This window comes from Nocardia sp. NPDC049190 (assembly GCF_040648115.1).
Lineage (GTDB): Bacteria > Actinomycetota > Actinomycetes > Mycobacteriales > Mycobacteriaceae > Nocardia.
Genome location: NZ_JBEZDE010000044.1, coordinates 16,031 through 41,707, shown reverse-complemented (window position 1 = coordinate 41,707; position 25,677 = coordinate 16,031). Strand labels below are relative to the sequence as shown.

Here is a 25,677-nt window from a genome sequence, read left to right as displayed (position 1 = left end):
GCGTGGCGACTAGCATGTGAGGTGAACGGTCCAGTCAGGCCAGGTTGCCGAGGACCGTTCACGCTCGCCCCAGCGGGGCACCCGTAAGCGGCTTGCAGCCCACCGGATCCCAATTTCCCCGCAATCCGAAGGCGAGCAATCATGGCCCTCTACACTTCCGCGTCCGGCATCGGTGGTCTGCTGCCCGAGCAGATCCACCAGCTGATCGTCCAACCGGTACAGCGCGATTCCGTCGCATTCCAAGTGACCACGCTGGTAGGCATCAGCACGCACAGTTCCAAGTTCCCGATCGTGACCGCCGACCCGGCTGCTGCCTGGACACCGGAAGGTCAGGAAATCACCCCGGACGACCAGGATTTCGACGAACTCGAGGTCACCCCGAAGAAGGTCGCCGGCCTCACTATCGTGTCAAACGAACTGGCTGCGGACAGCAACCCGTCCGCCCTCAGCATCGTCGGCGCCGGACTGGTCCGCTCCATCGTCGCCAAGGTCGACGCCGCGTTCTTCGCCACCGTCACTGCCAACGGCCCCGACGGCATCGGCGGAACCCTGCACCAGAACGTAGACATCGGCAGCGGTATCACCAACACCGACGTGTTCGCAGAAGCGATCGCCAAGGCCGAGAACGTCGGCGCCCGGCTGACCAGCTTCGTCACGCACCCGAACACGGCGCTCACGCTGGCCAATCTGAAGGAAGCCACCGGCAGCAACAAGCCGCTTCTCGGCCCGGATCCGTCTGTGCCCGGTGCTCGCTCCATCCTCGGTGTTCCTCTGCTGACCAGCCCCTACGTCACCGGCGGCGACATCTGGGGTATCCCACAGGACTACTCGTACACCGTCCTTCGGAACAACACCTCACTGGCGATCAGCGATGACGCTTATTTCTCGTCTGACCGGGTGGGTGTGCGCGCAACCATGCGCGTAGCGTTCGCGTTCCCGCACGAGACGGCCGTGATCCGCATCGGCGAACCGGACGAGAGCTGATGACCGCGGCCGTAGATCAGGACGAACTCGCCGCGCGGGCATCCCTGCCCGAGGTGGTACACGGCTACCGCTTCGACGGTATCCGGCCCAACGGCACGATCGGTTTCTACGGTGGACCCGAGGCTGTAGCGCAGCCACGCATCGGCGACCGACCGAAAGAAGACCGAGCACGCTGGACGCCTGCGGCATTTTGCGTGAGGCACAGGCACATTGCGCCGGATTGGGATTGCTGGTGCGGGTGGCACATGGTTGCCGACCTGACCGAACTGTCCGGATACAAAACGGAAGGACTCGGGTTCGACGTCGTGCGCGGCCGCGACGACATCACGGCACGGCCCGTCATCGCTGAGGTGACCGCGCGGGGACCGAAACTGCCCGGTGTCAACCTCAACGATCCGCCGTCGACGGTCCGCGCGACATGGCTACGCCTCGAGGGCCGTATCTGGATCCACGAAGACGTTGCACGCCCGATCGTGCGCGCGGCACGTCGGCGGTACTCGTACGCCCGGATCGAGAGGTACGGCAGTGTCGCCGAGCTGGCGACCGCGGTCGAGGCCGGCGAGAACTGACCGCGACACGACACGACCCCAGGGACACCACCCCGTCCCTGGGGTCGTCTGCTGCCACGGGTAGATGCTGCTGAATCCGGTCTGTACGGTTCCCCGGAGTCCGGCGCCACCTGGGCGTTCAGGTGTCAGCGCTCATGTCCGGGTCGATCTGGATGAGCATCGAGGCCAACCACCCCGCGGTGCGATGGTTTGCGGGCATAGCGGCAAGCCCCGCGGTCGCCTCCCTCACTGCCTCTGACCTCCTGTCGAGCAGGGCCAGGACAATGCCGCGCTGCACGCCCCAGAACCCAGCGGTGTACCAGTACCCAAATGACGGCAAGTCGATTCCATCAGTCGCTTCCGCAGCCCTGTCCGCTCTATGGAGAGCGCGTACGGCGGCGGGACGGTCACCCTGGATAGCGAGTAGTTCCGCGCGTTGATAGCGGTCGTAGACAGGCAAGATCGGGTGAGCGTTCGATATCCCGATAGCCGCGTCGGTGAGATCCACTGCTTTGGAGAGGTTGCCGGCATGTCGGGCGACATATGCCCGGAATGAGTAGGAGTGCGCCAGCTGAGAACCGTCTCCGGCGGCGTCTGCCAAGACCCCAGCGTCGGCAAGGACCCGATCGGCTGTCAGCGTTCTGCCTGCAGCGTGCTCGAGCCATCCTCGATATCGAGCAACCTCGGACGCCAGTCCGGCCGCAGCCGAACGCCCTACCCGTTCTGAAGCTAGAGCCCTTGCTACACCATCGATTCCGCGAATGACAGGCGTTACCAGCGATGCTCCCACCTGGTCCTCGAGGTGCCTGGTCCGCTCCAGGATCGCGCTCACGTCGTCCAGGCTCGATGTTCCCGCGCCGGAGGGGTCGGTCATGGTGGAGGCCAGCCGGTTTACGTCGACGTCCGCCAGGCCGAGCGTCGGATCACCGAGCACCTTCCGGTATGCCTCGATCACAGCATCGGTGACCGGCTTCTGCCCGGTCTCCACTTCGGAGAGGTAGCTCGCTGCGAACGATGTCCGGGTCGCCATGGCGCGCAGGCCGATTCCGGCTACGGCGCGCAGTTCGCGCAGCAAGGGGCCGGTCACGGCCGAATCTGCGAACACAAGCGAACACTAACCCGTCCATCTCACCACGGCGTCACAACAAGGCTGATTGGTAGCACCCGGCGCCGGGACGCAACCAGAACCCGACCTGGTTTCCTCGGCGTCGGGTGCTACCAACCCACACCACATCGCCAGGGGGCACAGCCGGAATGTCAGGACACGCAACGATCATCGCCCTAGTCCTCTTCGTGGCAGCCGTCGTCTTACTACCGTTACTGGTCGACAGGAACCCGACATGTCGGAAACCGCTGCGAGACGTAACCGTCGCCGCGGCACACGAGATCATGCAAAGCCACCTCGAGCACGACTGTGACCTGAAAACTGCCGCGTACTGGTGCCTCGTCGATGCCGGGCACATCGTGCCGACCGCGCAGCAGGTCGAGAGGCGGACCCGGTGACCAACTTCGACCATTGCGACGACCCTCGTATCCATCCGGTCACGCCGCAGCGCGCCAGCGGCATCGTCGCGATCCACGAGGACTGTGAACCACCCTGTTCCCGCAAGCGTGCAGCCCTGCTCTACCTCGCCGAGCGCGTTGCGGACGGTCTCCGGGGGCGCATGACGGAACGGCCCGAGGACGAACACGAACGCCCCGCCGCGTGGCTGGAGCGGCCCGACGGCACATGGTCCATGGTCGACGAGTACGGGATCCCCGGCCCGCCGTTCAAGGTGGTCGACGGCCGCGCCGTCCCGGTCGACGAGGACGGGTAACCAGTCAGACCGGTTACCGCCGGAAGAGGGGTACTCGCAATCGAGTACCCCTCTTCGCGTTTCGGGATCCGAGCTGGTTCGGCCCCTTGGTGGGCAGTCGTAGTCCCTCGCTCCGCGATTCGGCGTGGCATTCCAGGTTGCTGGCGTCGACAACCCCGAGGACCAGCGATTTTGCTGGCGTCGACAAGTGGGGGTCTAACGAATGTTGAGACCCAACCACTTCCTGCGATCCCAGGAAGCTCGTTGTCTGTGCCCACATTTTGCCCACAGTCAACCGTGATTCACCGTGATTCACCGTGACCCGCCATGATGTATTTTCGCAGGTAGACCGCGATTCAGTAGTCTGATCAGGGGGGCGGAACGGGTTCGATTCCCGGCAGCTCCACTGGAAGGCCCCTCACCGGATAGCCGGATGAGGGGCTTTTTCCTTATGAGCGCAGTCGCATGGTGGTCATCAAGGGACATAACAGCAGCCATATCACTGCACTCGGCAGCACTGCGCTCAGGTGTCGGAGCCCTCGGCGCGATATTTCGGCTGGCGTGGGGCCAGAGCGTTCGGCGAGGTCGGTTCGGGGGAGCCCGCGTTCCCTCGAAGTTTTCCAGCGTGCGTGGCGCATAGGTTCAGTTCGCCTCGCTCTGCCGTGCGAACGAATTCGCGCTCGGCGGGATCCGTTCGGCCTGGGAGACTCGGCTCCACCAGGTGGTGTTCACCCGATCAAGGTGCTTCCGGGACGGTCGGGCGACTGGGTTCTTATTCCCTGCCCTTCGACCTGGGCAAATCGTTCCCGTGATCGCTCGCGGAACGGATTTTGTCGAATCGCCCACACTCGTTACTTGAATAAGTCATACTTATGAACATGTCCACGATTTCGGAATTCGAGCGGATGCTACGCGGGGCTGCTCTGCGTGTGACGGCGCCACGGTTGGCCGTGCTGAACGTGGTACACGACCATCCGCACTCGGACACGGACTCGATCCTCGGTTTCGTGCGCGAGACGCTCGGTACGGTGTCCCATCAGGCCGTGTACGACGTGCTGCGCGCACTGACTGCCGCGGGTCTGCTGCGGCGCATCCAGCCGATGGGCTCGGTAGCGCGCTATGAGACGCGCGTCGGGGACAACCATCATCACCTCGTGTGCCGTTCGTGCGGAGTCATCGTCGACATCGACTGTGCCGTCGGTGAAGCACCCTGCCTGACCGCGTCGGACGACAACGGTTTCGTCCTCGACGAGGCCGAGGTCATCTACTGGGGTCTGTGCTCGGACTGTTCGACATCACATACCTCGCGATCGCATCCGTGATCGCAGCCCGATTCACTATTCATCACTCCCGAAAGGAATTGCCGTGCCTGAGGAACACCCACCCATCGGAGAAGCGAACACGCAACCCGCCGACAGTGGTTGCCCCGTCGCATCGAGTCGCCTCAAGTATCCGACCGAGGGTGGCGGTGTCCGTGACTGGTGGCCGAATCAGATCAATCTGAAGATCCTCCAGAAGAACCCCGCCGTGGCCAATCCCATGGGCGCGGACTTCGACTACGCCGCGGAATTCAAGACCCTCGATCTGGCCGCGGTGCGCCAGGACATCGAGGACGTGATGACGACCTCGCAGGAGTGGTGGCCCGCCGATTACGGCCATTACGGTCCGTTCTTCATCCGGATGGCGTGGCATGCCGCGGGCACCTACCGCATCAACGACGGCCGCGGCGGAGCCGGGGCCGGGATGCAGCGGTTCGCGCCACTCAACAGCTGGCCGGACAACGCCAGCCTGGACAAGGCGCGCCGGCTGCTCTGGCCGGTCAAGCAGAAGTACGGCAAGAAACTGTCGTGGGCCGACCTGATCGTCTTCGCTGGCAACTGCGCGCTGGAATCGATGGGTTTCACCACCTTCGGCTTCGGCGGTGGCCGCGTGGACCAGTGGGAGCCCGAAGAAGACGTCTACTGGGGGCCGGAGCAGACCTGGCTCGGCGACGAGCGCTACACCGGCAACCGGGACCTCGAGGCGCCCCTGGCAGCGGTCCAGATGGGTCTGATCTACGTGAACCCGGAGGGCCCCAACGGCAATCCGGACCCCCTGGCAGCCGCTACCGACATCCGTGAGACGTTCCGTCGCATGGCCATGAACGACGTCGAGACCGCGGCGCTCATCGCTGGCGGCCACACCTTCGGCAAGACGCACGGCGCCGGCCCCGCCGACCATGTCGGCCCGGAGCCCGAGGCGGCCCCGCTGGAGGAACAGGGTCTCGGCTGGAAGAGCTCTTTCGGCACCGGCGTCGGCAAGGACGCGATCACCAGCGGGCTCGAGGGCGCGTGGACGCCCACTCCGCGGTCGTGGGACAACAGCTTCCTCGAGACCCTGTACGGCTACGAGTGGGAGAAGACCAAGAGCCCCGCTGGCGCGTGGCAGTGGGTCCCCAAGGACGGCGCCGGGGCTGGTACGGTGCCCGATGCCCACGACCCCGCCAAGACCCACACCCCGGTGATGCTGACAACGGATCTTTCGCTGCGGGTCGACCCGGTCTACGAGCAGATCACCCGGCGCTGGCTCGACCACCCCGACGAGTTCGCGGACGAGTTCGCCAGGGCGTGGTACAAGCTGACCCACCGCGATATGGGCCCGGTCGTTCGCTACCTGGGCCCGCTGGTCCCGACTGAGACGTTGCTGTGGCAGGACCCGGTCCCCACGGTGGCGCACGACCTCATCGGTGCGGCCGACATCGCCGGTCTGAAGAGCCGGATCCTGTCGTCGGATCTGACCATCTCGCAACTCGTCTCCACCGCGTGGGCGGCCGCCTCGTCGTTCCGGGGCAGCGACAAGCGTGGCGGCGCCAACGGCGGGCGTGTTCGACTCGAGCCACAGCGCGAATGGGAGGTCAACGCTCCCGACGAGCTCGCGCAGGTGGTGCGGACCCTGGAGGGAATCCAGGAATCCTTCAACGCCGCGCAGACCGGGAACACGAGGGTGTCCTTCGCCGATCTCGTCGTGTTGGGCGGGTGCGCGGCGGTCGAGCAGGCGGCGAAGAACGCCGGGTACGACGTCGAGGTGCCGTTCGCGCCGGGACGCACCGATGCCACGCAGGAACAGACCGACGTGGAGTCCTTCGCGGCACTCGAACCGAATGCCGACGGCTTCCGCAACTACCTCGGCAAGGGCAACCAACTCCCGGCCGAGTACCTGCTGATCGACAAGGCGAACCTGCTGACCCTGAGCGCGCCGGAGATGACGGTCCTCGTCGGTGGCCTGCGCGTACTGGGCGCGAACCACAAGCAGTCGCCGCTGGGCGTGTTCACCTCGACGCCCGAGTCGTTGACCAACGACTTCTTCGTGAACCTGCTCGACATGGGTACGAAGTGGGCGCCGGCGCCGTCCGACGAGGGGACCTACGAGGGCACGGATCGCGCGACCGGTGCCCTGAAGTGGACCGGCAGCCGCGTCGACTTGGTCTTCGGGTCGAATTCGCAGCTGCGGGCTGTGGCGGAGGTCTACGCGACCGACGATTCGAAGCAGAAGTTCGTCGAGGACTTCATCGCCGCATGGGACAAAGTGATGAACCTCGACCGGTTCGACCTCGCCTGATCCAGGCACGATGACCGGTCCGGTGGCCGGTCACCGACGAGTGCGGCACCCCGCGAACCGACACGGTTCGCGGGGTTTCGCACGTTCTGGCGGGTGACCGTGCTCGCAGGCGAACTCGTTGCGCCACAGTGGCCCCGTGCGGAGACACAAGGCGACCAGCCGGTAGGACCCGAGCGCGGTATCGACTGCGCGGTTGCGGCGTGGTGTCCAACTTCGGTTGCGAGGGGAGCGACGCAATCGGCTGCCCCAGCGGGCTATTTCGGTATCGGCGAGTACAGTGCTGTTGCCCGCCTTGATCGCCAGCGCGCCGTCTGCGACATCCGGCGTGGCTGATCGCCGCGCATTCGCTCGGTCATGATTCTGGAGGTTTTCGGTTACTACGGCTTCGGCACCCTGGCGGTGCTGGTGCTCGAGCACAAGGGTTTCACAGTCGTGACCTCACTCGCCTATCTGGCGGTCGGCTACCTCGGTTATCCGCTGGGTTCGCTGCTGGCGATTCCGCTGATGGAACGGTGCGAGCGCAAGTATTTGTTGATGGCTTCCGCGGGGTTGATGGCGGTGTTCGGGCTGCTGTTCGGGTTCGGCGCCAGCGCACTGCTGATCATGATTTCGGGTGCGCTGTACACCATGGCGAGCAATGTGTTCTCCGATGCGATACACGCTTATCTGCCCGAATCATTTCCGACCAGCGTGCGCGGGACCGCGGCCGGCGCGACCTACGCACTGGCCAAGGCCAGCACGGCTGTTCTGCCGTTCGTTCTGCTGCCGTTGCTGAACGGGCCGAATGGTCCCGCTCTGGTCTTCACAGTGATCACCGTGGCGATGCTGGCGCTGATCGCGGTGGTGGCGGTATGGGGTCCGGTCACCGGAAGGCGGGCGCTGGATGCGCACTGACCAACTGGGCCTCGACCAGGTGCTCGGCGGACGCCGGCGTCGATGGTCGCGGGAACCGGCTCACGCGATCGCGGTGCGCAGTGCGAACCAGCCGATGGCGGGGTCGGCGAAGCCGTGATACATGAGCCGAATTCGCTGGTCGACCTCGAAGTAGCGATAGACCGCGAGCATGGCGCGGCAGGTCGCGTCCTCCTGGAAGTCATCGATGCGGCGGAAGCCGATGGGCCGCTCGGGCAGCAGTGCCAGCCGCCTCAGCTCAGCGGGATCGCCGATGTCCAGGCCTTCTGGTGCGGCGTCGGTGATGTGATGGTCGTGCAGGATGGCGTGCACCTGGTGCGGGTCGGGGCGGCCGGACAGGAAGGCCTGAATCTCGGCGTGCAATAACCGCTGTGGATCGACCGGAGTTCGCTCGGCCTGCACCAGTTCGATCAGCTCGGTATCGGGCGTCGGTGTGTCCGTGTCGTCGACGACCGGCGCCTGTTCGAGGAGGTGCAGAATGTTGCCGCCGGGGATCAGCGGCTCCGGAGCCATGAACAACGTGACGGTGGGGCAGACGCAACCCTCGCCGACCAGACAGACTTTCCGATGAGGCGAATCGGGCATGCAGCCTCCTCCATGAAAAGGGCCGGATAATCCGGCCCTTGCTGGATCGGGACTTCGATATGCGCCGATCGCCGAGGTGCCATGGCGCTTCGACGGTCGACCGTGCCGCAACTCCAAGTCTAGGAGTGCGGCAGAGCCCGCGCATCCGTATCGTCGCTGGATTCTCCTCGGCGCGCCTTCGCCCGGCCGATCCTCCCGCAGCCCGCAACCGGATGCTGGTGTCGGCACGGTCCGAACCGATCTCTGCGATGGCGGTGGCACGGGTTGTGGACGACACAGGAGATGATCTCGCTCTCGTCGATCAGGGGTTCGGCCGCCGAGTCCGGTCGAGTGGTTCACGATCGACTCGCCCGGCGCCGTAGCCGCACTGCCGCCCGATATCTGTTCTGTCACAAACCGGTTGACGACGAATCGAGCAAAGTCATTGTCGTACAACATGATCCGTACCCATCGGGTACTGTGCTTCGGCACCTGCACATAACGGGACAGTTGCTCGGGATATTTTCGTAACACTCCGGAATCGAGGCAAACGAATGAACCACAAGCTCTGGTTGCTCGGACGGTCCGCCACGGTCGGCGGTCATGTGCTGCGCGAGAAGATCACCCGGCCGAAAGCGAAGTCCCTCGACGACGTCCCGGTTTCCGGTGAGTCGATCACCACCAAGTGGCTGACGGCTGTTCTGTGCCGCGATGTCCCCGATGCCGAGGTGGTCTCGTTCGACACGTCCAATGGCAGCCGCGGCACATCCACCCGGGTCGCGATTCGCGTCGAGTACAACGACGTGGGTACGCAGGCGGGACTGCCGACGGAGCTGTTCGCGAAGACGACCACGGCCTTCAGTCAGCGCATCCTGCTCGGTGGCGGAAAGATGATCGACGGTGAAACCCGGTTTTTCCGGGACTTTCGCCCTGAAGTCGACATGGAGGCCCCGCTCGGCTACTGGGGCGCCGCCGATCCGTCGTCGTGGCGGTCCATTGCGCTGATGGAGGACATCGCCGCGACCCGTGGCGCCGTGTTCATCGAGCCGAACGCCCCCATCGCTCGCGACCAGATCGAAGATCTGGTGCGCAATCTCGCCCGGCTGCACGGCACGTTCTGGGAGCACCCGTCGATCGCGGTACTCAATACCCCGAACGAGATGCTCCAGGCCTACCTCGCCGCGATCGACATGAAGACCCGCTGCGCGATCGGCTTGCAGCGGGCCGAAGAGGTCGTTCCGGAGAACCTGCACGGCCAGAGCGACCGGTTGTGGGCAGGTGTCGAACGGGCCCTCGACCTGGCGACCACCGACATCCCCCCGACCCTGCTGCACGGCGACCCGCACATCGGGCAAACCTATGTGACCGCCGACGGGCGGATGGGGTACGTCGACTGGCAGGTGGTGATGCGCGGCGGCTGGGCCCATGATTTCGCGTATACCGTCAACTCCGGATGTGAGCCCGAGGACCGGCGCGCATGGGACCGTGAGCTGTTGACGGCCTACCTGGACGAGCTGGGCCAGTTCGGCGGCGAGGTGCCGTCCTTCGACGACGCCTGGTTGGCCTATCGGCAGCAGTCCATGTTCGCCTACGCGGCATGGGCATTCACGATCGGCCGAGCGGTGTATCAACCCAAGATGCAGTCGGTGGAGACCTGTTTGACACTGTTGAAGCGCATCACCACCGCCCTGGATGATCACGATTCGCTGGATGCCCTGGGCGTCTGACGACGCCGCGCATCAGGTCGCTGTCGGTAGCAGTACTCCGGCGCCGCCGGGTGCTGCTGCCGGACCGAGCGGATCTCGAGGTGGTTCGTGGCCGGTACGACCACGGTGACCACCGATTACCCGCTCGGCTCGGCCCGGCCTGGAAAATCCATATAGTGTTGCGCGCAGCGGGCTTTCGATATCGACCCGGTGCTGTACCGGCGCCCGGCTCCGACCGGAACCGGTACGTGCTCCCCGGAGGAGCGGCACCTCGGCACGAAATCCGTGGTAACCACCCGCAGTGCACACAAACAGTCTGGAGTTTCACTCTTGAGTACGCCGCAGTCCCGAGTACGGGCCCAGGCCTGTCCGGTCGTCCACGGCTCACCGATCGATTCCGATGACCCGGGGGTGCCGCTGCACTCGCCGGAATTCGCGGCCGATCCACACCACGCCTATCGTGAAATGCGCAGGCGGTACGGCTCTTTGGCACCGGTGGAACTATCACCGGGCGTGCCGGCCACATTGGTCATCGGCTACAACACCGCAGTGCGGATCCTCAACGATCCCGAACATTTTCCTGCCGACCCGCGCTCCTGGCAGAAGAACATCCCCGCCGACTGCCCTATCCTTCCGCTTCTGGAGTGGCGGCCGATGGCGAGCAGAAGCACCGGAGCGGACTTCGCGCGCTACCGGCAGGCCATTACCGCGAGCATCAACGAAGTCGATCTGTATGCGCTGCACGGCACCGTGGAGCAGATCGCCGTTCCGCTGATCAACAACTTCTGTCAGGACGGCAGTGCCGATCTGATCGTCCAGTATGTGTTTCCGCTGGTGTTCGAAGTCGTCAATTCCTTGCTCGGCTGCACGCCCGAGATCGGGCAGCAGGTCGCCGCCGGGACGGCCGCTCTGCTCGAGGGTGTCGACGCCGAAAAAGGCAACCAGCTGCTCGGCGAGGCACTGATGAAATTGGTGACGTTGAAACGGGCCGAACCCCGCAGCGACATCACGTCGGTCCTGTTGCAGCATCCCTCCGAACTGGATGACGTGGAGGCGTCCCACCATGTGTCACAGGTGTACGGCACCGGGATCGAGTTCCAGCTGAACCTGATCGTCAACACGCTGCTGCTGATCCTCACCGACGAGCGATTCGGCGACAGCGTCATGGGCGGGAACCTGTCCACCCGCGACGCCCTGGACGATGTCTTGTTCAACGACCCGCCGCTGGCGAACCTCCTGATCACCTACCCTCGGCAGCCGATCCTCATCGACGGCGTCTGGTTGCCCGCGCATCAGCCGGTGGTGATCAGCATGGCCGCCTGCAACAACGACCCCGCGATCCGGGCCGAGGACCAGACGGGCAATCGCTCGCATCTGGCGTGGGGCCTCGGACCACATGCCTGCCCTGCGCAATCCCTTTCCTACCTGGTCGCACAGGACGCCATCGACCAGCTGCTCGATGCCCTGCCGGAGATGCGGCTGGACCTGCCCACCGGCGCACCGACCTGGCGGCCCGGTCCCTTCCACCGAGCCTTGACGGCGCTGCCGGTCACATTTCCGCCCTCCTTTCCCTTGAATGCGAGCGAGGAGCCGGGCGCCGGGTCGGACCAGGTGTCGTAATCTGCTGTCGGACGATCGCCGCGGTGCCGTCGCTCCGGGCGGGGCGCGCCACCGCGGCGGGGTCGTCATCCACCGGGCGTCAGCGGTCGATCCACCACCCGAAACGTGATCAGCCCTGTTGGGTCGGGACGATGATCAGCTCGGCGATATTGACCCGTTTCGGTGCGGCGACGGCATAGGCGACCGCGTCGGCGATATCGCCGGGTTCGAGGATCTCGATCTGTGTGCGCCACTGGTCGAGCCCGGCGCGCTGCTGCTCGTCTTGCATACCCGCGCCGAGTTCGGTGCTGACGAAGCCGGGCTCGACATTCTTCACTCGGACGCCGCGCGGTCCGAATTCGGCGCGCAGATTGCGGGTCAGGTGGGCGACCGCGGCCTTCGTGGCGGTATACACGGCGTAGTTGGGAAAGACCGTGTGCCCGCCGATCGATCCGATCAGCACCAGATCGGCCGGTCTGCCCTCGGCCGCCGCCGCGAGCAGATCGTCGATGAACGCCCGTCCGGTGTAGAGCAATCCGTTGATATTGGTACCGACCATCTCGTCCCACTCGTCGGTGAGCGCGGACTCGAACGGTGCGGCGAGCATCACGCCCGCGTTCGCGACGACCACGTCGACGGGGCCGAACGCCGCGCGCACCGTGGCGGCGGCGTCACGCACGGAACGCTGGTTGCCGACGTCGGCGACCACGGCGAGCGTGTCCCCGCCGATCTCCGCGGCGAGGTCTTCGACGCGATCCTTCCGCCTGCCCAGCAGGGCCACCTTGGCGCCGTTGCGGGCGAATTGCCGCGCGGTGGCGGCGCCGATTCCACTCGATGCTCCGGTAATGACCGCGACGCGGCCGGTCAGGTTGTTTGTCATGCCCACAATGCTCGTCCTCGGGGTCGAGGCCTGCCAGGTTGCGGACTTCCTGGTAGTCCCGGGGCCACCCAGGGGCGGCGTTACTCACCTACGCTCGAGCGATGGACTCCGACAATCGACTGGGCGCTTTCTTGCGGGCGCGCCGCGAGCTGGCCCGACCGGAGAACTTCGGCATGTCCGGCGGAGGTCAGCGCCGCGTCGCCGGGTTGCGCCGCGAAGAGATCGCTTTGCTCGCGGGCGTGAGCGCCGACTACTACGTGCGCTTGGAGCAGGGCCGCGACAAACACCCGTCCGAGCAGGTCATCGTGGCGCTGGCGCGGGTGTTCGCGCTCGACGACGAGGGCACGGCACATCTGCGGGAGCTGGCGCGACCGGCGGTCAGGCGGCCGAGGACGCCGCGACGGCCCGAACGGGTCGGGCCGGGACTACGGCAGTTGCTGGACGCGTGGCCGCACACCCCCGCGCTGGTACTCGGCAAATACCTGGATGTGCTCGTGGCGAACCCATTGGCCGAGGCGGTCAACTCGTGCTCGGTTCCCGGCGTCAACCAGGTGCGCATGGTCTTCCTCGATCCCGAGGCGCGCGACCTCTACCCGGATTGGCCCGCGGTCGCGGCCGACACCGTGGCCAGTCTGCGGGCGACCGCGGGCACCGATCTGGACGATCCCCGACTCACCGAACTGGTCGGGGAGTTGTCGCTCAAGAGCGAGCAGTTCCGACAGTTGTGGGCGCGCCATGACGTCCGGGTGAAGACGGCGGGGATCAAGCGCTTCCGCAACCCGATGGTCGGCGAGCTGACGCTGTCCTACGAGACGTTCGCGGTGAACGGCGCGCCAGGCCAGCTGCTCATCGCCTACCATGCCGAGCCGGGCTCGGCCTCCGGGCGGTCACTCGCGCTGCTCGGCAGTCTGATCGCGGACGACAAGGTCTCCGACGAGCGCCGTGCCGCCGTGCCGCCGCGTGCCGCGAAGCGGAAGGGTTGAGCGGCGACCTCCCGAGGTGCGTCTCAGCAGGAAAACCACGGTGCGACCTTCCCACCTGAGGTGGGCTCGGATCGGTAACCGTAGTCGGCCGACTCCTAAAATAAGCTGGTGGTAGAGCCGACTCCCGGACAAGCAGACAAGCGAGACCGGCCGACCGATCCCCCCAGTCCCAGCGAAGGCGTCTCACGACGCGCGGCCGAAGTCGTGAAGATCCGGGCCTTGATCTCGCCGCTGCCCGCTTCATTCCGTGGGAGTGAGGCCTACCTGTTCGCCGCGGGCGTGAACATAGTCGTATTCTTCCTGTTGTTCCAGCCGTGGGCTGTCGCTATCGGCCGTACCGGCAAGATCACAGCCAACGCCTTCGGCCGACTCTATGTCAGCAGCGGCCTTACGAACCTGTGGTCGGCGTCGCCGCCTCCTCCCGCGAATATCAACGGCACCTGGGCCGTCCTCGTCAGCGTCGCCGTCGCGGTCAACGTCTTCGCCGTGGTGATCAATCTGCAAGCGCGCAGCGATGTGCTTACCCGCGTGGCAATGGGTTCCGCTGTGGCCCCTGCGATTTTCGTGGTTGTCGCCCTGGTCCAGATGAACACGAAATTGCCCGCGATGAGGCGGATGGTCGGGGTCGGAAACACTCGAGATGTGGGCAACCAGATCGGGATGGTCATCAGGTGGGCCTCCGGCAACGGCACCTACCCGGTGCCGGGACTACGGCAGGTCCAGTACACCACCGCCGCCCTCACCGCCACGGCCTGGGTCGAAGGCGCCTTGGCGGTGTTGTCGGCGCTGGTTGTTATCGCCCAGTGGGCGCGGAAGCGCCCAGCCGCCAGCCACGGACAGCGGCGTTTGCGTGTCAAGTTTTCGCAGCCATCGTCGGAGTCCGACCGCGCCGAGTGAGGTCGCGGACCGGCAGCCGGGTGTAGACGGCCGTTATGTCGTGATGATCCCGGTCACCTCGCTCGTACGGCATGTACGCGGCGGTCTTCGCCGCCAGCGTCACGGTGATTCAATGCCCCTGCACGCCACGGTGTTTCGGCAGCGCGCGGCCGAGTCGCTGGCTGTGCGACCCATCCTGGCCGGTCGGGCCAGCAACGCCGGCACTCGGGTTCTGGGGATCTCGATCGGCAGGTCATCGTCCCCCGCACCTCGAACGGGCCGAGCACCACCACAGGCAGGTCCTCGAGCCTGCGGCATGGGGATCACGATCCGTGTAGCGGTACGCGAGACCAGCAATCGGTCGTCTCGGATCGGCCGGTGCCACTCCAGGTTCGGCGGTTCGGGCCCGGACGAGGCTGCGGTGACGTGAGGATAAGTATCCGCCGGTGTTTTGTCCGGCGGCCGTAGGACGGACACCTGATCACGGCGGATAGGACCATTGGGATGACGATGCGAGTAGGTGCGGTAGCGGCGGTGGTCGGGGCAGCCGTTGCCGTCGTCATGGGTGTCGCGCCGGCGGCGCGCGGCACGGTCACGCAGGTCGGGATGTATCCCGGCATCAATTTCGGATCGGCGACGAACTACGGGACGGGCTGCACGTACACCGCTCGCGCCGCTGTCACCGATGCCGTCTCGCCGGTCGTCTTCTACGACAATGGCGTTCCCTTCGGCATGGTGCGACCCTCCGGTGGCGTCGCCCTGATCGACTGGGTGCCCGCCGCCCCGGGCGCGCATACCGTCAGCGCGGTTCAGGAGCCGGATGGGTCGTCCGTGGCGAGTATCGATATACGGGTCGGCAACGGGGTGCACCTGGGCTACGCCTGCGCCGTCTTCGACGGCTGACAGGACCGCGTGGTTACCGGTCGCCGACGGCGTTTGCTGCCCACGCGCCGGTAGTGTCGGTGGCGGCGGCGTGCTGAGCTCGACCCTCACCCTGGGAGGTGCTGATCATGCGGAGCAACGGGCCGATCGTGGTCGGTGTGAACGGGTCCGCCGGATCGACGGCGGCGGTCGCGTGGGCCGCCCGCAGTGCGGCACTGCATCACGCGCGCCTGCATCTCGTCCACGTCCTCGACCCCACGGCCGACTACGGGCCGGGGATCACCGCACCGCTCACCGGTACCGACTACGCCCGGCTGGAGGAGTACGGCCGCTGGGTGCTGGACACCGCCACCGAGCAGGCGCGCATCGTGGTCCGTGCGCTGCGCGACATCGACATCACCGCCGAAGTGGCGCACCAGGCAGTCGGTCCGGCATTGCTGGATCGCACCGTCGGAGCACGCATGATGGCGGTCGGCACCCGTGAGCGCGGCACCGTGCGTCGGGCCCTGCTCGGTTCGGTCAGCGCGGTGCTGGCACGGCGGGCGGACTGCCCGGTGGTCGTGGTCCGCGACGTCACGCCGATCGCGGAAGCCAGGTGGCTGCCGATCGTGGTCGGCGTGGACGGCACCGAAGTCAGCGAACCGGCAATCGAGTCGGCGCTGGTCGAAGCGTCGATGCGCGGCGTGCGGCTGCTCGCGCTGCATGCGTGGACCGGCGTCGAACTGCCCGCGGCGCCGGGCGGCGAGGTCGCCCCGGCGAAGCAGATCGTGCTGGCGGAAAGCTTGGCGGGATGGCAGGAGCGCTTCCCCGATGTCGAGATCCAGCGCGAGGTCGTGACCGATCGCCCAGAGCATTATCTCCTCGAACGTTCCGCGCACGCGCAGTTGCTCGTCGTCGGCTGCCGGGGTCGCGGTGGGTTCGCCAGTTTGCTGTGGGGCTCGACCAGTCAGGCGCTGCTGATCTCGGTGGGCTGTCCGATCATGATCGTCCGCGATGTCCATGCTGTGCGCGCCGAGTGATCCTCACGCCCCGGTCGTCGATCCGGGCCGCACGATCATCAGGACGGTAACCACCGCCCACAGCAGGTTGAACACTCCGGTATCCATAGCGAGACGCCGGATCAGTGTCGGCGTCGTTCCGGGTCGGTCGGCGAGGATCTTCTGTTGGCCGGGCACGACCAGCAGCGCGAGCACACCCGCCGCGGCCGCGGTCAAGCCGATCGACACCATGAGCCAGGCGTCGCCGAGCACGCCCAGGCTGAGCGCGGTGAGCAGGCCGAACACCGGAACGATCAGGCCGATCAGACCATAGACCCGGCAGATCCGGTGCAGTGTGCCGAGGACGGCTGTGCTGTGGTCGGGCGCGGTGTGTGCGCGCCGTGTGGTGGCGGGAAACATGCTCGCCGCCACCGTCACCGGACCGATGGCGATGATGACGGCCAGCACATGGACCGAGAGCAAGAACTTAGTCACAGCGCTCGACGCTAGCCAGCGAGGCACGTGCGAGGAATGGGCAGAATTGCCATACATCGGTAGATTCTCGCCATGCGGTCCGACCAGGGACCGCCTGGCACAGACCAGGTTCGATTCGATTGGCTGGAATCGAATGCCTGACTACTCTCTTGCCATGCATACGGTGGCCGTCCTCGCGTTGGATCAGGTGATCGCTTTCGATCTGGCCACGCCGGCCGAGGTGTTCGGCCGCACCGCGCTTCCCGATGGCCGCCCGGCGTATCGGGTCCGGGTCTGCGGAGCCGCGGCGACGGTCGACGCCGGGGTGTTCACGCTGCGGCCGCCGTACGGACTCGAGGCGTTGACCGACGCGGACACCATCATCGTGCCCGGTTGCGCGGACCCGGGCCGGCAAGTGCCGGATGAGGTGATCGCCGTGCTGTTGCGCGCCGCTGCGGCGGGCACCCGCATCGCGTCCATCTGTTCCGGCGCGTTCGTCCTCGCCGCCACCGGATTACTGGATGGTCATCGCGCGACCACGCACTGGGTCGCGGCGGCGGAACTGGCCGCCCGTTATCCGGCCATCCGAGTCGACCCGAATGTGCTGTTCGTAGACAACGGGCAGCTACTCACCTCCGCGGGCGCCGCGGCGGGAATCGACATGTGCCTGTCCATGATTCGCCGCGACTACGGCTCGGCTGTCGCCGCCCACGCCGCCAGATTGTCGGTTGTCCCGCTCGACAGGGAAGGGGGGCAGGCGCAATTCATCGTGCACGACCAGCCGCCGACCCCGCGTGGCTGCGCGCTGGAACCTGTCCTGCGGTGGCTACAGGACAACTCCGCGAAGGATCTGACCCTCGACGACATCGCCACGTATGCCGGGATGAGTACCCGCACGCTCAACCGCCGCTTCCGCGAGCACACCGGGACCACGCCCTTGCAGTGGCTGCTGCGCGCGCGGATCAGGCAGGCCCAGCACCTGCTCGAGTCCACCGGCCACCCGGTCGATCGGATCGCGGGTCAGGTCGGATTCGGCTCACCGACCGCGTTCCGCGACCGGTTCAAACGGGTGGTGGGCACCAGTCCGCACAGTTACCGGGCGGCATTCGCGGGTCCGGTGCATGCGGACGAGCGACATGCGTTGTCCGATCAAACGGAGTAATACTCTCCGGTTCTCGGTAGAATGTAGGCGTCGAATCCCCTGGCGATCCACCATCGAAACGAGGGATAGGTCCCGATATGACCGAGAGTGACGCAACGCCCCAGCTCGACTCCGCCGTTATCGACTTCGAGCAGGCATATCGCAGCGGGACGATCGCCGACGGCGTTGTCATGGACCGTTTGCCATGGGAGATCGGCAAGCCGCAGCCGCTGCTCGTCGAGTTCGAACGCGCCGGGCGTATCGACGGCGATGTACTCGATATCGGCTGCGGCCCGGGTGACACGTCGATCTACCTGGCGGGTCTGGGTTACCGCGTGACGGGGCTCGACGTGGCTCCCACCGCCATCGAGCGCGCTCGCGTCCGAGCCACCGAACATGAGGTCACGGTGTCGTTCGCGGTGGCCGACGCCACCGAGCTGAGCGGATACGACGATCGATTCGACACCGTGGTCAGCAGCGCCCTGCTGCACTGCCTGGACCCGGCGCAACGCGCGGCGCATGTCGCGGCGCTGCACCGGGTGATGCGGCCGGGCGGCCGGCTGATTCAGTTCTGCTTCGCTCAATCCGCGCACAGCGAGGCCTACGCGCCTTACTCGATCGAGGAAGACGAGCTACTCCGCATGTTCGACGTGCCGAACTGGCGGCGGACGGTGCTTCGTCCCGACCTGATGACGGCGATGGCGCCGCCTCCGCCGATGCGCGAGCTTCTCGCCGGGCGCGGAGTGCCGCTGGAATTCGACGAGGAGGGAGCGCTGTTGCTGCCGGTCTGGGTGCTCGAAGCCGAGCGGATCTGACGCGTACTCGACCCGCCCACCGCCGAATCAGGCGTCCCGCCATTTGATTGAGCAGCCCATACTCGGCCGCTGCGGTTCCGGCGCCGGTCGGCCTGCGAGTACGGCTTCGATGGCGGTGCGCAAGTCATCGCCGTTCAACGGTTTTCCGTTGCCCGGTGTCGATTCGTCGAAGGCGCCGCGGTAGGCGAGTTCCAGATCGGCATCGAAGAGGAAGAAGTCCGGGGTGCACGACGCGCGGAAGGCCCGCCCGACCCGCTGGGACTCGTCGATGAGATAAGGAAAGGTCCAGCCCGCCCGGATCGCCTGGTCGCGCAGCCGCAGGGGCGCGTCGTCCGGGTAAGCGCCCGCGTCGTTGGTGCAGATCGCCACTGTTGGCAGGGAGGGAATCGAGTCGACCAGCTCGCCGAGCGCCGCTTCGATGTGTTTGACGTAGGGACAGTGGTTGCAAGCGAAGACGACCAGCAGCCCCGGCCCGTCCTCGAAATCGGCGCGGGAGTAGATCCGCTGGTCGAGGTCGGGGAGGGAGAAGTCGGGCATCGGGGTGCCGAGGGGAACCATGAGGGATTCGAACGCCATGGTGTGCCTTCCGTCGGGATCGAAGACGACATCGCGAGCCTAACCCGTGCCGCCCGGTTTGTCGGTAATCTGCCGATGAACCGTCGATCGGCGTGGCGGCCCGTCTAGCGGGCCAGATCCGACGGATCGGTGTTCGCGCCGCACAGCACCACACATACCTTCTCGCCCTGGGCGGGCCGGAACACGGGATTATCGCCGAGCAGCGCGGCTACCGCGGTCGCCGCGCCGTGTTCGACGGCCACGCGGTGGTCCTCCCACAGCGCGCGGCGCGCAGCGACGATCTCGGCGTCGTCGACCACTACCGACTCGACGTCGTACTGCTGTGCGGCCGCCAGCGCCATCTCCGACACTCGGCGCGCACCGAGCGAGTCGGCCGCGACCGAGTCGACCTCGACGTCGACAACCCGCCCCGCCTTGAGGGCGGCGTTGAGTGCGCGGCAGCGCGCCGGCTCTACGGCGATCACCCGGATCCCCCTGTGATCAGCGGCGGTCGCGATTCCGGAGAACAATCCGCCACCGCCGACCGCGACCACGACGGTGCCGAGATCTGGGATCAGCCGGTGGATCTCCGCCAGGAGCGTGCCCGCGCCCGCCGCGATGAGCGGATTGTCATAGGCGTGGGAGAGCAGAGCGCCGGTAGCGTCGGCGAATTCATGGCAGGCCACGAGCGCGTCGGAGTATTGCGCGCCCGTCAGCCGCACGTCGGCGCCGTAGGAGACGAGCCGGTCCACCTTGACCTTCGGCGCGGTGGTCGGCACGAACACCGTCGCCGGGACCTGTTGGCTGCGGGCCGCCCACGCACAGGCAAGCCCGGCGTTGCCGCCCGAGGCGATCGTCACGCCCGCGGGCGGCAGCGTGCCGTTTTCCTGGTGGGTGAGCAGGAAGTTCTGTGCGCCCCGGGCCTTGAAGGTCCCGGTGTGCTGCAGGAACTCGAGCGCGAACCACAGTTCACCGATGCTGCCGCCCGCGAACCCGTCCGCCCGCGCCACGGTAACCGGCCGAACGAGACCGGACACCCGTTCGACTGCGGATTTCACGTCGCCGTGAGTCAGTTGCACGGCGCCGCTCATTGCCCGCGGCGGTGCGGAGCGAACTCCAGGGTCAGCAGGGCCGCGGCCGCGACGACCACCTCGCGCCAGCGAACCAGCACATACCGCTGATCGGCCAGCGCGTGGAACTTGCGCAGGAAGCGGTACAGCGATTCCAGTCGGATCAGCGGATCGCCCAGATGGACCAGCAGGGCGATCAGCCGACCTGAGCGTGACTTGCGCTTGTCGGCGAACAATTCGGGAAACGGCGCGAACGCCAGCGCGATCCGCCGGATGCCGTGGGTTCGCGCGTAGTCGACCAGATCGACGATCATGCGTTCGTCCAAGCCGTTGGGCGCGTCCTTGCGTCGCCAGGGGACGTCGAGGCTGAGTTCGCGACCGCGTCCGGAGATGCCGTAACGCTGAAAGCCCACCGGGTTACCGTTCTCCTCGTTCGCGATGACGACCAGCATGTTCGGGTTACGTCCATCCAGTAGATGGTCGAGGATCATCGAGAAGCCGCGGGTCTGTCTGCCATGATTCCATTCGTCGACGATGGCCAGTAACTCGCCGCGCCGCGCCGCGGTCAGCGTCGACTCGTCGATCACCTCGGTGGTGATGCCGAAGTTCCTGGTGCGGCTCACGGCCTGGCGCAGGTTGCGGAACTTTCGCCCGACCAGGCTGAACTTGTCCACATCGAGCACGACGTCCCGGCCGATCGGCACGGCGTGCAGTCCACGGTGCTCCAGTGCGCGCAGCTGCCACAGTTCGGCCAGTTCCGGGCTGGCTCCGAGCACGGCGATGCGCCAGCCATGATTGACCGCGAACTCGGAGAACGCCGTGACCAGTTCAGGAAAGTGGGCACGATCGCCGAACGGATCGCCGGCCACGACGGCGATTCCGAAGCGGGTGCGGTAGCCGATCGCCGCGGTCGACTGCGCGTCGAAGAAGTAGGTCTTCGATGAGTGCAGGGCGAACGGCGCAAGCGGGTCACCCTCGGTACGGCCGACCAGTTCGGCAACCCGGTACAGCTCGCTGGGTTGCGGTCTACTCGGTTGTGGCAGGACCAGGATGAAGCCGGTGGCAGCCAGCAGGACGAAGCCGACGCCGGGGTGCTGTGCGCGGTAACCGAGATGCGCGATCGCCAGGATGAGAATCGCGGCGGCGAAATGCGGGAGGGTGATCGGACGGCGCAAGTGCAATCCGCGGGCAACGAAGAGTCCGGCCAGGGCGAGTGCGAGGAACCAGCCGTGGTCGACGCCGTCGTCCGACGTGGCGTTCGCCTGGTAGGTGAGTACCGCGGCGATCAGGACCGCCACCATGATCAGCACGGTGCGCGCGGCAGGCGTAGTGGTGAAGGCGGCTTCGCGGTAACCGGTCAGCGTTGCGGCGCGGACCGTACGCGTGCCGATGCCCCGCTGGTCAGACACGCGACCACCCCGTCCCCATGTCGTGTTCCCCAGCCACAACACTCTCGCCATGGTGGTCCTCCCGATGATCGCCTACCGACACACTATGCGGAATCGGCGATCCCAGGGGAGCGCCTTCTCTGGAACCGGCCACACGGCGAGCGCCTGGCATCGGCTCCGACACCACGCGAAACATCGGATGAATCGGCGTTTATTCCGCGGTCGCGGGGAAGGCACGGTCGAACAGGGCGAACAGATCGCGCAGGTGTCGTTGGTAGGCGTCTTCGCGGAATACCGCGGTGTCGCGCATGGTGAAGCCATGCTCGGCGTCCGGGTAGAGCGCCGAGGTGTAGCGCACGTTCGCCGTATCCAGTGCCGCTTCGAGCCGCGCGATCTGGTCGGGCGGGGCCGAACCGTCCTGATCGGCGTGGACGATGAGTAGTTCCGCGGTGATGCCCGCCGCGGCGTGATGGGGACTGTCCGGCTGATCCACGGCAGCCAGGTGGCCGCCGTGGAAGCTTGCCGCGGCAGCCACCCGATCGCCGAAGGCCGCCGCGGTACGCAGCGCGAGCCTGCCGCCCATGCAGTAGCCGATTGCGGCGACCGCGCCAGGGGTGACGAATTCGGAGGCGGTGAGTTGTTCCAGGTAAACGTCCGCGTCCTGGATCGCCCTCGCCGAAGTCAGCGCCGCGCGCACCGGGCCGAGCGCTGCGAAGAAGGCCGCGTGGGCGTCGGCATTGCTCTCGGGCATCGGCAGAACCGGCGCGCGACCGGAGCGGTAGAAGATGTTCGGTGCAAGCACGCTGTAGCCGTGCCCGGCGATGGTCTCCACCATCTCTCGCAACCACGGCCGCAAACCGTAGGCGTCCATGAAGAACAGCACACCGGGATGCCGGGCGCTGTCGTCCGGATGGGCGAAGTACGCATCGGCGGTCCCCTCGGGGAGGGCCAGATCGATCTGTTCGAACGCGACGGACGGTGTCATCGGGCCTCCCAGGAATGGCGATCGGCGAACGAACAGTGCGATCCTAGCCAGCCCGACCCGCCGAACTGGCGAGCCGTACGGCCACGTGGCGAGAATCGTTCGGTCGCACACCGATTGCCCGAAGTCGAAGCGTGGCCTCGGGAAGGGACGGCGATTCGAGCTGGAAATTCCTCCATATCGGGCTGATTCGGTCGGTTGCGGTCTAATTGCCGATTTCTACGGCGTGTGGCCACCATTTTCTACTTCGACGTTGTCATGCTCAGGTCGATCGCTGATTCGTACCCATCGCCCGGTGCGTGGGCGTGACGAGAGGTCTGACCTGTGAAAGTGATCTGGATGGCGGTTCCCGCACTGGTCGCTGTCATCGTGGCGGGGTGTTCCGACGACCCGTCGGCAAGCCGGGAAACGACATCGACAAGTGCCGTCGTCGCCGCGAGTTCGGTGAGCGCGCCGCCGGAAACGCACGACGACGGTGCCGAGGCGAGCGGTGTCGTCCGGATTTTGCTGGGCGAGACGAAACAAGTCCCGGTGCCTGCCGATGTGGTGCTGGATATCCGGGTGCCGGTCGCATGGGGCGAGGCGGCAAACGATGTTCGCTGCACGGCGATCGAAAGTTCCGGGCGGAACGAAGATCTGCGGTCCTCGGACGTGCGGAAGACCGAGATCGTCGGCGGTACGGAGTGGATGACATTGTGGACGTTCTCCTCCGCGCCGATCGGCGAGGTGACCGTCGGGTGCAGCGATCCGGAATCGAGAATCGCTGCGGCGCATCCCGATTCGTACATTCGGGTCGTCGCGCGCGGCGTCGCCGCGCTAGCGCCGCAGCCCGCCGGCTGAGGTGTTTGCCGGTGATCGGTCGGCCGCCGCGAACAACCGGACCGAGTCGGGCCGCACCGGCGTGGGTCGGTAGCCGCGGGACGTGAGTGCGCTGCCGCACGATCGGGCGGATCCAGCTGGAGCGTAGCCGGATGCGCAGGCGCGACACAGCCGCACAGGGGCGCGGATGTCCCCGCGGCTGGACGAGAGGAAGGTTTGTCGGTCGCCGGGGGTAGCGTCGGCGAGGTGGATGAGGTCGATGCCGCGAGCGGGTACCGCGAGCGCCCGTCGCGGTTCGACGGCGCTGTGCTGTGGACCAGGACTGTCGACGGTCCGGACCGCGGGCTCCCGGTTCTGCCCGACGGGTGTATGGATCTGATCTGGATGGATGGGCGCCTGGTGGTCGCCGGGCCGGATACCCGCGCCCAGCACCCTCCGGCGGCGAATGGCGCACGGTACGTCGGCGTTCGGTTCTTTCCAGGTACGGCTCCCGCGCTCCTCGGCGTCCCCGCGGACGAACTGCGCAATCAGCGGGTCGATCTCGCGCAACTGTGGTCCTCGTCGGTGGTCCGGCGGCTTGTCGAGCAGCTCGAGGACGCCGTCGATCGAACCGCGGCCTTGGACGAGGTGGTTGCGTGGCGTGCCGCCGAGGCCGAACCGGCCGATCCGCTGCTGCGGCGGGTGGTCGTCGCCCTGGACCATGGTTGGTCGGTGGCGTCGATCGCCGACGCGGCGGGTGTGGGCGAGCGGACCCTGCATCGCCGTTGCTCGGCCGCGTTCGGCTACGGCCCCAAAACCCTTGCCAGAGTGCTGCGCTTGCAGCGCGCCCTGGCGGCGGCGCGCGGCGGCCTGTCGCTCGCCGAGACGGCGGCGCTGGCCGGGTTCGCCGACCAGCCGCATTTGTCCCGTGAGGTCCGCGCTCTGACCGGAATGCCGTTGGGAGAGTTGCTCGCCGGGGCCTAGCCACGCTCCGTGTGTCCGCGTCGGCCGCATTCGATCGCGGGAGCCTCAGCCGGTCGCGCCTCGACGGCAGCTGGGCTATTTCGCGGCGGTCTGGAGCGCGGCGTAGAGGTCGATCCCGTTGCCGTCCGGGTCGTTCACCACTGCGTAGCGCTGTCCCCAGAAAGCGTCCCATGGTTTCAGCTCACCGTGGTAGCCGGCGTTCACGAGATCGGCGTAAACGGTGTCGACGTCGGCTGGATCGGCGCAGCGGAAGGCGATGCCGACCCGCCCAGCACGTTGTGGCGGCGTCCAACCCGGGTGGAACGACGCGATGACGGCTTCGGTGTCGAGCGCGAGCCGCAGGCCGTTGGGCAGCGCGGCCTCCGCGTGCGCCTCCTGCTCGGAACCTACGGGGAAGTCGATGCCGAGCCGGCGGTAGAAGGACACCGCGGCGGCCATATCGGTGACGACGATGCCGATGACGTCGAGTTGTGGAGTCATAAGCGGCAGCGTAGACAGCATCGGGCGGTTCGGTCTTGAACGAATCGGACAGACGCTCAGCGCGCGGGCACCGGGACCAGCTCGGCGATCAGGTTCTCCACCAGAATGCGGATTCGGTCGCGGATGGTGCGGACCACGTCGAGCGTTTGGTCGGAGGGGTCCGGTAGCACCCAGTCGCGATAACTGATGCCGGGGAAGTACGGGCATGCGTCCCCGCAGCCCATCGTGACCACGACGTCGGAAATGCCGATGGCGTCCATCGTGAGCGGTTTGGGGGCCTGACCGGAGATATCGATGCCGATCTCGGCCATGGCGTCGACCACGGTCGGGTTCAGCGTCTCAGCGGGTGCGCTGCCCGCCGACCGCACGTCGATCCGGTCACCGGCGAGCGCGGCGAGTAGCCCGGCGGCCATCTGCGATCTGCCCGCGTTGTGCACGCAGACGAACAGCACACTGGGCTTGTGGGCCATGAGAACGCCTTTCGATGAGCAGAGCAGAGCATGAAGTGTGCTGGCCGCCGGGGCCTGCCGCCCGGCGTGGTAAAGCTGAAACGCTGTCGTAGCGTACGAGATACGTATACCAGCGTGCCGCGGATCGTTACCGTTGACCGTGCGTTCGCCTTCTGGCGGATGTGAGCGCCGCAGAGCAATCCCCAGGTCACGGGCGCAAAGCCGGTGTCGCACAGC

General features: G+C 66.6%; 26 protein-coding genes. 16 read left to right on the top strand and 10 right to left on the bottom strand.

The features are described 5' to 3' along the window. Positions 1 to 141: 141 nt before the first annotated feature. Together AB0B25_RS27500 and AB0B25_RS27495 are read left to right on the top strand one after the other, a co-directional pair. Positions 142 to 984: a phage major capsid protein gene (locus tag AB0B25_RS27500; RefSeq protein WP_357185273.1), complete on the top strand. Its 843-nt coding sequence runs from the start codon at positions 142 to 144 to the stop codon at positions 982 to 984. After that, positions 984 to 1,553 (top strand): hypothetical protein, encoded by a 570-nt coding sequence (locus AB0B25_RS27495; RefSeq protein WP_357185270.1) that lies wholly within the window; start codon positions 984 to 986, stop codon positions 1,551 to 1,553. Before AB0B25_RS27500 ends, AB0B25_RS27495 begins: the two co-directional genes overlap by 1 nt. Positions 1,554 to 1,671: 118 nt before the next feature. On the opposite strand, the gene AB0B25_RS27490 is transcribed toward AB0B25_RS27495, so the two are convergent. Continuing rightward, entirely contained in the window at positions 1,672 to 2,637 is a 966-nt protein-coding gene (locus AB0B25_RS27490) for a helix-turn-helix transcriptional regulator (RefSeq protein WP_357185267.1), read from the bottom strand. A 394-nt stretch (positions 2,638 to 3,031) separates the two neighbouring features. Here AB0B25_RS27490 and AB0B25_RS27485 point away from each other — a divergent pair, with 394 nt between their 5' ends. The 4 genes from AB0B25_RS27485 to AB0B25_RS27470 all read left to right on the top strand — a co-directional run bounded on the left by AB0B25_RS27485 (position 3,032) and on the right by AB0B25_RS27470 (position 7,819). After that, complete coding sequence (locus AB0B25_RS27485) at positions 3,032 to 3,349, top strand: hypothetical protein (RefSeq protein ID WP_357185265.1); 318 nt, start codon at positions 3,032 to 3,034, stop codon at positions 3,347 to 3,349. Between the two features lie 857 nt (positions 3,350 to 4,206). Beyond that, complete coding sequence (locus AB0B25_RS27480; RefSeq protein ID WP_357185262.1) at positions 4,207 to 4,650, top strand: Fur family transcriptional regulator; 444 nt, start codon at positions 4,207 to 4,209, stop codon at positions 4,648 to 4,650. Positions 4,651 to 4,693: 43 nt separating this feature from the next. Further along, positions 4,694 to 6,925, top strand: a complete 2,232-nt coding sequence (katG, locus tag AB0B25_RS27475; protein ID WP_357185259.1) for a catalase/peroxidase HPI — start codon at positions 4,694 to 4,696, stop codon at positions 6,923 to 6,925. Between the two features lie 354 nt (positions 6,926 to 7,279). Next, positions 7,280 to 7,819 (top strand): MFS transporter, encoded by a 540-nt coding sequence (locus AB0B25_RS27470; protein ID WP_357185257.1) that lies wholly within the window; start codon positions 7,280 to 7,282, stop codon positions 7,817 to 7,819. A 60-nt stretch (positions 7,820 to 7,879) separates the two neighbouring features. Here AB0B25_RS27470 and AB0B25_RS27465 read toward each other — a convergent pair whose 3' ends face one another. Beyond that, positions 7,880 to 8,422 carry a hypothetical protein gene (locus AB0B25_RS27465; RefSeq protein ID WP_357185254.1) on the bottom strand — a complete coding sequence of 181 codons (543 nt, stop codon included), beginning with the start codon at positions 8,420 to 8,422 and terminating at the stop codon, positions 7,880 to 7,882. A gap of 533 nt (positions 8,423 to 8,955) precedes the next feature. Between AB0B25_RS27465 and AB0B25_RS27460 the strand changes: the two genes are divergently transcribed. Both AB0B25_RS27460 and AB0B25_RS27455 read left to right on the top strand, forming a co-directional pair. After that, positions 8,956 to 10,128: an aminoglycoside phosphotransferase family protein gene (locus AB0B25_RS27460; protein WP_357185251.1), complete on the top strand. Its 1,173-nt coding sequence runs from the start codon at positions 8,956 to 8,958 to the stop codon at positions 10,126 to 10,128. Between the two features lie 309 nt (positions 10,129 to 10,437). After that, a complete protein-coding gene (locus AB0B25_RS27455) occupies positions 10,438 to 11,727 on the top strand; it encodes a cytochrome P450 (RefSeq protein ID WP_357185249.1) in 1,290 nt (429 codons plus the stop codon). 109 nt (positions 11,728 to 11,836) lie between these two features. Here AB0B25_RS27455 and AB0B25_RS27450 read toward each other — a convergent pair whose 3' ends face one another. After that, the gene (locus AB0B25_RS27450) at positions 11,837 to 12,586 is read right to left on the bottom strand and encodes an SDR family oxidoreductase (RefSeq protein WP_357185246.1); all 750 of its coding nucleotides are present in this window, start codon (positions 12,584 to 12,586) and stop codon (positions 11,837 to 11,839) included. 101 nt (positions 12,587 to 12,687) lie between these two features. On the opposite strand from AB0B25_RS27450, the gene AB0B25_RS27445 reads away from it, so the two are divergent. The 4 genes from AB0B25_RS27445 (at position 12,688) to AB0B25_RS27430 (ending at position 16,346) form a co-directional block, all read left to right on the top strand. Further along, positions 12,688 to 13,569 carry a helix-turn-helix transcriptional regulator gene (locus AB0B25_RS27445; protein ID WP_357185243.1) on the top strand — a complete coding sequence of 294 codons (882 nt, stop codon included), beginning with the start codon at positions 12,688 to 12,690 and terminating at the stop codon, positions 13,567 to 13,569. Positions 13,570 to 13,677: 108 nt separating this feature from the next. Next, the gene (locus AB0B25_RS27440; RefSeq protein ID WP_357185240.1) at positions 13,678 to 14,466 is read left to right on the top strand and encodes a hypothetical protein; all 789 of its coding nucleotides are present in this window, start codon (positions 13,678 to 13,680) and stop codon (positions 14,464 to 14,466) included. A 483-nt stretch (positions 14,467 to 14,949) separates the two neighbouring features. Beyond that, positions 14,950 to 15,348 (top strand): hypothetical protein, encoded by a 399-nt coding sequence (locus tag AB0B25_RS27435; RefSeq protein ID WP_357185237.1) that lies wholly within the window; start codon positions 14,950 to 14,952, stop codon positions 15,346 to 15,348. A 107-nt stretch (positions 15,349 to 15,455) separates the two neighbouring features. After that, positions 15,456 to 16,346, top strand: a complete 891-nt coding sequence (locus tag AB0B25_RS27430) for a universal stress protein (protein WP_357185234.1) — start codon at positions 15,456 to 15,458, stop codon at positions 16,344 to 16,346. 3 nt (positions 16,347 to 16,349) lie between these two features. Here AB0B25_RS27430 and AB0B25_RS27425 read toward each other — a convergent pair whose 3' ends face one another. Continuing rightward, a complete protein-coding gene (locus tag AB0B25_RS27425; RefSeq protein WP_357185231.1) occupies positions 16,350 to 16,799 on the bottom strand; it encodes a hypothetical protein in 450 nt (149 codons plus the stop codon). Positions 16,800 to 16,953: 154 nt separating this feature from the next. Here AB0B25_RS27425 and AB0B25_RS27420 point away from each other — a divergent pair, with 154 nt between their 5' ends. Beyond that, entirely contained in the window at positions 16,954 to 17,940 is a 987-nt protein-coding gene (locus AB0B25_RS27420; RefSeq protein WP_357185228.1) for a helix-turn-helix domain-containing protein, read from the top strand. Positions 17,941 to 18,017: 77 nt separating this feature from the next. Then, on the top strand, positions 18,018 to 18,734 hold the full coding sequence (locus tag AB0B25_RS27415) for a class I SAM-dependent methyltransferase (protein WP_357185225.1): 717 nt from the start codon (positions 18,018 to 18,020) through the stop codon (positions 18,732 to 18,734). Positions 18,735 to 18,761: 27 nt separating this feature from the next. On the opposite strand, the gene AB0B25_RS27410 is transcribed toward AB0B25_RS27415, so the two are convergent. From AB0B25_RS27410 to AB0B25_RS27395, 4 genes are all read right to left on the bottom strand, one after another. After that, positions 18,762 to 19,310 (bottom strand): thioredoxin family protein, encoded by a 549-nt coding sequence (locus AB0B25_RS27410; protein WP_357185223.1) that lies wholly within the window; start codon positions 19,308 to 19,310, stop codon positions 18,762 to 18,764. 104 nt (positions 19,311 to 19,414) lie between these two features. Continuing rightward, the gene (locus AB0B25_RS27405) at positions 19,415 to 20,368 is read right to left on the bottom strand and encodes a threonine/serine dehydratase (protein ID WP_357185220.1); all 954 of its coding nucleotides are present in this window, start codon (positions 20,366 to 20,368) and stop codon (positions 19,415 to 19,417) included. Positions 20,369 to 20,376: 8 nt separating this feature from the next. Continuing rightward, positions 20,377 to 21,768, bottom strand: a complete 1,392-nt coding sequence (locus tag AB0B25_RS27400; protein WP_357185217.1) for a phosphatidylglycerol lysyltransferase domain-containing protein — start codon at positions 21,766 to 21,768, stop codon at positions 20,377 to 20,379. Positions 21,769 to 21,958: 190 nt separating this feature from the next. Further along, entirely contained in the window at positions 21,959 to 22,732 is a 774-nt protein-coding gene (locus tag AB0B25_RS27395) for a dienelactone hydrolase family protein (protein WP_357185214.1), read from the bottom strand. A gap of 321 nt (positions 22,733 to 23,053) precedes the next feature. Between AB0B25_RS27395 and AB0B25_RS27390 the strand changes: the two genes are divergently transcribed. Further along, complete coding sequence (locus AB0B25_RS27390; RefSeq protein ID WP_357185211.1) at positions 23,054 to 23,569, top strand: hypothetical protein; 516 nt, start codon at positions 23,054 to 23,056, stop codon at positions 23,567 to 23,569. A 225-nt stretch (positions 23,570 to 23,794) separates the two neighbouring features. After that, positions 23,795 to 24,511, top strand: a complete 717-nt coding sequence (locus tag AB0B25_RS27385) for a helix-turn-helix transcriptional regulator (protein WP_357185208.1) — start codon at positions 23,795 to 23,797, stop codon at positions 24,509 to 24,511. A gap of 75 nt (positions 24,512 to 24,586) precedes the next feature. Here AB0B25_RS27385 and AB0B25_RS27380 read toward each other — a convergent pair whose 3' ends face one another. Both AB0B25_RS27380 and AB0B25_RS27375 read right to left on the bottom strand, forming a co-directional pair. After that, positions 24,587 to 24,991, bottom strand: a complete 405-nt coding sequence (locus AB0B25_RS27380; RefSeq protein WP_357185205.1) for a VOC family protein — start codon at positions 24,989 to 24,991, stop codon at positions 24,587 to 24,589. Positions 24,992 to 25,047: 56 nt separating this feature from the next. Further along, the gene (locus tag AB0B25_RS27375) at positions 25,048 to 25,461 is read right to left on the bottom strand and encodes an arsenate reductase ArsC (RefSeq protein ID WP_357185202.1); all 414 of its coding nucleotides are present in this window, start codon (positions 25,459 to 25,461) and stop codon (positions 25,048 to 25,050) included. Positions 25,462 to 25,677: the final 216 nt, after the last annotated feature.